Raw genomic sequence first — 6,437 nt, 5'->3', positions numbered from 1 at the left:
CTACTGGCTAGACAAAAACGTGTACAAATTGAACGATACCATTCAAGCCGATCACTCAATACCATTTTGACCGAAAAGTGATCGGCATCGATGGTATTGAGTGATCTTGATGGATGGTATTAGGTGATCGGCTTAGATAGTATTAGGTGATCGCGATGCATGAGAATATGCACGCCTCTACATTTACCCGCTTACTGGCTGTTTTGTTAACTCTCGCGAGTGTTTTATTAGCTATGACTCTACTTTGGGCCAGTCAAACTTTACTAAAACTAGAGCAGCAAGACAGTGCATATAGACAGCTTAAAAATACGATTATGGTTGATCTAGCGAGCTATCTAAGTAATTACTTAGCACAAGGCGATAGCCAATACTTAACACAAGCCTCAAGTTTAATCTCGCAAGTAGAGCAAAAACAGTTAACGCTATTACCAGCAGCTCTTAAATCACAACTTACTGAGCAGTTAATTACTCTAAATAATGATATAAACGGTAAATATAGAGCCTTGGGTAAGCTCTCTGGTAACGAAACGGCTTTACTTGATAATGCGCTAAGGCAAATGGCTGGTTCGGCATCCTCGTTAATTAATTATGCGCGCTCAGCTTCGGATAATAGTAACAACACGCTTAGTTATTATAAATTGGCCAATGAGTATTATAGTGAAGTGATTAACTTATCATTATTTAGTTATCAACTGGTGCTAGATTATCAGCAGAGTGTAGAGCAGAGTTTGCAACAAAGCGTGAAAAATTTAAATGTATTAGCAGCAAAAATAGAGCAGCTACCAAACTTAGGTGTGATGGATAAAGTAGATGAGTATAGTTTATTTATTGACGAGCAAAGTGAAGATTTAGCTACTGATATTAAATCAGAATTAAGTAGTTGGCCAAATCGCTATCCTCGGGATTTAACCAGTACATTAACTCAGGCACAACAACGACAGACGGGGGCCGATGAATTGCGCACGCAGCTTAGTAATTTATCTAAAACAGTGATAAATGCAGAGCAAGCACTAAAAACACAACAAGATAATTTAAAGCAGCAAGTATTTTGGGTGTTTTGTGTTGCTATTAGTGGGTTAGTTATACTTGCTGGCGGTGTTTATATTGTTCAGCGTAATCTGGTACTTAATCCTCTTCGACGGTTGCGCGACGGATTTGCATTTTTAATTGAAACGAATGAGCTTAAAAATATTGTCAGTAATAACCCAAAAACTGAAGTTGGGGAAATAGCCCAATACTTTAATCAGCTAATTGAACGCCAGCGCATAGAAGCACAAGAGCGAGCGCAAATGCTAAAAGTAGTGAATGCTTTTATGTAGCAAATGAGTAAACACTTACAGACGATTGAGCAACAAACTACTACGAGTTATGGGCAAGTGGAACAAAATCAGTATTTACTAACCGATATTCAGCAGATTGGAGAGCAAGTTAATGATATTAATACACAAGTAGCTGATAACGCACAAAGTACCTTTAGTGCCATGGAACAAAGCTTAGGATTTGCGCAAAGTATGTTAAGTGCGAGTGCCGATACACAGGCACGGGTTGAACGCAGTATACAAAGCTTACAAGAGCTACTTAATGGTGTTGAAGGCGTAAGTAAAATTATAGAAGTAATACGTAATATTGCAGATCAAACCAACTTACTTGCGCTAAATGCAGCAATAGAATCAGCTAGGGCTGGTGAGCATGGTCGCGGCTTTGCAGTAGTGGCTGATGAAGTTAGGCAATTGGCACTGCAAACGCAAGGCTCGCTGAGCGAGATAAATGGGCAGCTCACCATACTGAGTGAAAACTCACGGCTAGTTGCTACGCAAATAACAGCATTAACCCAAGGTGCTCAATCGCAAACGCAAAATGCCCAAGAACTTAAGTTAAATTCGGAAGCGGTGGCAAGTAATGCAAAAAATGCTAATAAAGTAGCGTTTGAGGCGATGAAGCTTGCTAAGCAGCAAAGCAATTTATTAGATAACTTTAGTCAGTCAATGGCTGAAATGAAGGGGCAAGTAAGTGAGTCGAGCTCGTTGGTGGATGATATACGACATCAGCTACAACAACAAATTCATTCGATTAAAGGGGGCCTGGGGTTGTAATAAATTAGCTTTAGCGCTCATCTTATATCATGCTCTAAATTCTATGTGCTAAGCTGTATGCTGGTTTTATTTTATAAAATGAAGGATTTATAATGATTGTACAAGGTCAAACTATTCCCTCGGTTACGCTAAGCCAGTTAACCGACGATGGTATGCAAACACTGACTAACAGTGAATTATTTGCAGATAAAAAAGTTGTATTGTTTGCAGTCCCCGGTGCGTTTACACCTACCTGTTCAAATGCACACTTACCTGAGTTTATTACTCTGGCAGATAAAATAAAAGCAAAGGGCGTTGATGCAATTTATTGTGTATCGGTAAACGATGCGTTTGTTATGAAAGCATGGGGGGCATCACAAAATGCACAAGAAATAGCCATGCTGGCAGACGGCGATGCGAGCTTTACCAAAGCATTAGGCCTTGATATGAATACGGCAGGGTTTGGCGGTGTGCGTTCAAAGCGTTACGCAATGATCGTGGAAAATAGTGTAGTAACCGGTTTATTTGTAGAGCAAGAAAAAGAATTTGTGGTTAGTCGTGCTGCTGCTGTTTTAGAAAAGCTATAGAATAAATTAGCGATTTGAAAATACAAAAGCCGATGTTGATGCAACATCGGCTTTTTGCAATTATTGCTTATTAAGGCTGATATTGCCCGCTAATTGTTAAGCCCGAGAAGGTTTTATACGCGTTAACACTTAAGTGCCACGTACCCGCTTGTGGGCTTGAGAAAGTACAGGTTTCGGCATTACCATTTTTATATGGACGACAATCGTAACTCGATGTCGTGGGCTGACTGCCAAACTTAACAAACAAATCAGCATCGCCTGTGCCACCGCTTGTTGTTACTGTAAATGTAGCCATACCTGCTGGCACGTCTAGTGTGTAATGCTTCCATTGACCTGCATTAGCACTCACATCGCTTACAGTGCCACCACCAGCTTGAGGTGTGCCTGAGCCCCCGCCCGAAGCTGCTGTAATATTACCAGTTAAGCTGATCCCAGAATAGGCAGAATAACCTCGTAGCATCACATGATACGTACCTGATGTAGGGTTATCGATTGAGCACTCTTCGTTGTTACCACTTTTGTAAGGGCGGCAATCGTATGTAGAGGTTGTTGGCTTACTGCCAGAGCGCACGTATAAATCGGCATCACCAGTGCCTCCACTCATAGTGAAAGTGACATTAGTTGCGCCACTGGGCACTGTCATTGTATAAAATGTTTCAGAGTTAGTTGCGCCGCTTAAACCGGTTTGAGTTTCGCCATCAAGAAGTTCATTACCACTTGGTGGTGGTGCAGTGCCACCACTTGCAGCAGCTACGGCAGCTGCTGCATCAACAATACCGGTACCACAGCTAGTACATGTGGCTGGGAACGAGCGGGTGGTTGTTTTTAAAATATTTTCGATTTCATCGGGAGTAGCATTCGGCTTTGCTTGTTTTATCAGTGCCGCTACGCCAGCAACATGGGGGGCTGCCATTGATGTACCCTGCGAAAAACCGTAGCTATCACTAGAAGGGGTTGACGAACCGGCGTTATAAGTGGATAAAACACCTTCAGAATCGTTAGCAAAACTTTGCGCACCACCCGGTGCGGCAACATCAATATTACTACCGTAATTAGAGTAATAAGCACGACCGCCATTACGGCCAACCGAGGCTACATTTACCACGCCATTACAGTTGCCTGGGTTATAGTTTGCTGAGTTATCGTTATCGTTACCAGCAGCAATTACCACTACTGTGCCGTTATTACGTGCGGTGTTAATAGCACTTTGTGTTGTAGAGCTACATGAGCCACTACCCCCTAAGCTCATATTTATTACATCTGCAGGATTGGCATTTGCCGGTAGCCCAGATACATTGCCACCAGAAGCCCAAATAATACCATCAGCAATATCAGAGGTTAAACCACCGCACTTACCTAGTACACGTACAGGCACTACTTTGGCGCCGTAAGCAACCCCAGCAACACCCTCACCATTATTAGTAACTGCAGCAACAGTACCCGCTACATGTGTGCCGTGCCAGCTAGAGTTTTGTGCACCGTTAGTACCACATTCATTGGCAGCAACCGCATCGCCCGGATCGCGGGCATCGCTATCGCGACCATTGCCATCATTAGCCACCGATAAATTCGAGATCATATCGTAACCGGGTAAAATATTAGCGTTTAAATCAACATGAGGGCGATAGCCTGTATCGAGTACAGCAACAACAACACCGCTACCAGTGGCTGTATCCCACGCTGTAGGTAAGTTTAAGCCGCCAGCTTGTTCATAATAATGCCATTGGTCGTCAAATCGTGGATCATTAGGCGTTGCAAATGGTTGCAGCATTTGATCGACTTCAATGTATTCAACATTGCCAGATTCAAGCATTTCTTGCATAAATTGCTGTGCTTCTTGTGCATTTAGCTTTTTACTTGCACGCATTACATGGTGATTATTAAGTGCCATGGCACGAATATACTTCGCTTTTACTTTGCCTTTTTTAGAGGTGTAATTTTTAACAAAGCTCTGCGCTTTATTTTGCATATTCGATTGGCTTACATCTGTGTCTGTAGCTGCAAAGCTAGCTAAATCATTAGTGTTATTTTTATATTTAATAATGAATTGTGTTTCAAAACCAGTTTGATTTTGTAATTTAGCTGTTGTTTCTGCCATTGATGGTGCAATTGCTTGTGCAGGAGTTGCAATACTCGATGTTGCAGCAAATAGTGAGCTGATAGTAAAGGCTATTGCACACTTTTTAAATGATTTACCTGTTGTCATGATTATCCTTAGTTTTTATTTATTATTTCGTAGCACAAATCCACGAAGTGGGTACAAAGGTAAATGATCTGTTAAATTAATTGAAAGATTAATTACTTATTAGCTTCTTTCATTTGGTTATAACCTTGTTATTAGCGGGTTTGTAGTTACTTTATACTTTTTATATTTATAAATATAAGCATAAGTAACTAGTTTTAAATTTGAGTATTAATACTTTTATTTTTATTTGTTGTGCAATTGAAAATAATCAATTCGATGTCCAGCCGGTGCATAAATTTTGTTATAATCAAAAAAAATTAATGAGATAAATAAATGACCCAAGTAGATGTGATAGTAATAGGTGCGGGAGCAGCAGGCTTAATGTGTGCAGCGCAAGCAGGATATCGTGGCCGTAGTGTTACAGTACTTGATATGGGCAAAAAGCCAGGTCGAAAAATACTCATTAGCGGCGGTGGGCGCTGTAACTTCACCAACGAAAATGCCAGCCCTAGTAATTATTTGTGTGGCAACCCTCATTTTGTTAAATCATGTTTAAGTCGTTATACCCAACATGACTTTATTGAACTGGTAGATCGTCATGGTTTAGCCTATCACCACAAAACACTAGGTCAGCTTTTTTGTGATAATAACGCACAAGACATTGTTGATATTTTACTTACTGAGTGTGAGTGGGCGGGTGTATCTATAAAGTTGCGTAACGAAGTAATCAGCGTTTCAAAAACTAAAACTGGTTATAGCGTAGTAACCGAGCATGAAACATTTTATTGTGAGTCGTTAGTGATTGCTTCAGGTGGTTTAACTATGCCTAAGCTTGGCGCAACACCCATTGGCTATAAAATTGCTGAGCAGTTTGGCTTAAAAGTATTACCGACCATGGCGGCACTTGTACCATTTACTTTGCATCAGCACGATAAAGAACGTTTTGAAGCGCTTTCAGGTATAAGTATTTTATGCGATGTTACTAGTGAAGATGGCACTGCATTTAAAGAAAATATTTTATTTACCCATAGAGGGTTATCGGGCCCTGCTATATTACAAATAAGCTCATTTTGGCGAGCCGGACAGGCGGTAACTATTAATTTATTACCCGAAACAGATTTAAGACAACAGCTAGCCAATTGGCGTGAAACGCAATCCCAAAAGTCGTTAAAAAATAGCTTAGCCACTATTTTACCTAAACGTTTTATTGAAGTTCTTCATGAGGGGAAAGCAATTCCTGATTGTAATATTAACCAGCTAACACATAGCCAAATTGACGAGTTAGTTAACTATATACATGCATGGCAAATTAAACCAAATGGCACAGAAGGTTACAGAACAGCGGAAGTAACGTTAGGTGGTGTAGATACCGATGAACTTAGCTCAAAAACCTTCGAAGCAAAAAAAGTACAAGGCTTATATTTTATTGGCGAAGTAACCGATGTAACCGGTTGGCTAGGGGGCTATAATTTTCAGTATGCGTGGAGCTGCGGTTTTGCTGCTGGGCAGTATGCTTAATATTTTAGGAACAATAAGTTAGCAGTTACAAGGTTAATTTAGTTTATTGGGTTTAACCGCTGATACTTTAGAGCT

At 40.7% G+C, this 6,437-nt stretch carries 3 protein-coding genes and 1 pseudogene; 3 read left to right on the top strand and 1 reads right to left on the bottom strand.

Annotated features, from left to right (window positions below):
* Window positions 1-167: 167 nt before the first annotated feature.
* Window positions 168-2,093, top strand: a pseudogene (locus tag J5X91_RS15435) (methyl-accepting chemotaxis protein).
* Window positions 2,094-2,185: 92 nt separating this feature from the next.
* A complete protein-coding gene (locus tag J5X91_RS15430) occupies window positions 2,186-2,659 on the top strand; it encodes a peroxiredoxin (RefSeq protein WP_086997685.1) in 474 nt (157 codons plus the stop codon).
* Window positions 2,660-2,729: 70 nt separating this feature from the next.
* Here the strand turns inward: J5X91_RS15430 and J5X91_RS15425 are convergent, their stop codons facing one another.
* Window positions 2,730-4,865, bottom strand: coding sequence for a S8 family peptidase (locus J5X91_RS15425; RefSeq protein WP_011329296.1), 2,136 nt, complete (start codon window positions 4,863-4,865; stop codon window positions 2,730-2,732).
* A gap of 312 nt (window positions 4,866-5,177) precedes the next feature.
* Between J5X91_RS15425 and J5X91_RS15420 the strand changes: the two genes are divergently transcribed.
* Window positions 5,178-6,362 carry an NAD(P)/FAD-dependent oxidoreductase gene (locus J5X91_RS15420; RefSeq protein ID WP_208835178.1) on the top strand — a complete coding sequence of 395 codons (1,185 nt, stop codon included), beginning with the start codon at window positions 5,178-5,180 and terminating at the stop codon, window positions 6,360-6,362.
* Window positions 6,363-6,437: the final 75 nt, after the last annotated feature.

This window comes from Pseudoalteromonas sp. K222D, assembly GCF_017653575.1.
GTDB lineage: Bacteria > Pseudomonadota > Gammaproteobacteria > Enterobacterales > Alteromonadaceae > Pseudoalteromonas > Pseudoalteromonas nigrifaciens.
This window is presented reverse-complemented; position numbering and strand designations above follow the sequence as displayed.

What these genes read in the sequence shown, in the direction of transcription:
- J5X91_RS15430 (WP_086997685.1), top strand. Translation starts at nt 2,186, where the DNA reads ATGATTGTACAAGGTCAAACTATTCCCTCGGTTACGCTAAGCCAGTTA.
- J5X91_RS15425 (WP_011329296.1), bottom strand. Translation starts at nt 4,865, where the DNA reads ATGACAACAGGTAAATCATTTAAAAAGTGTGCAATAGCCTTTACTATC.
- J5X91_RS15420 (WP_208835178.1), top strand. Translation starts at nt 5,178, where the DNA reads ATGACCCAAGTAGATGTGATAGTAATAGGTGCGGGAGCAGCAGGCTTA.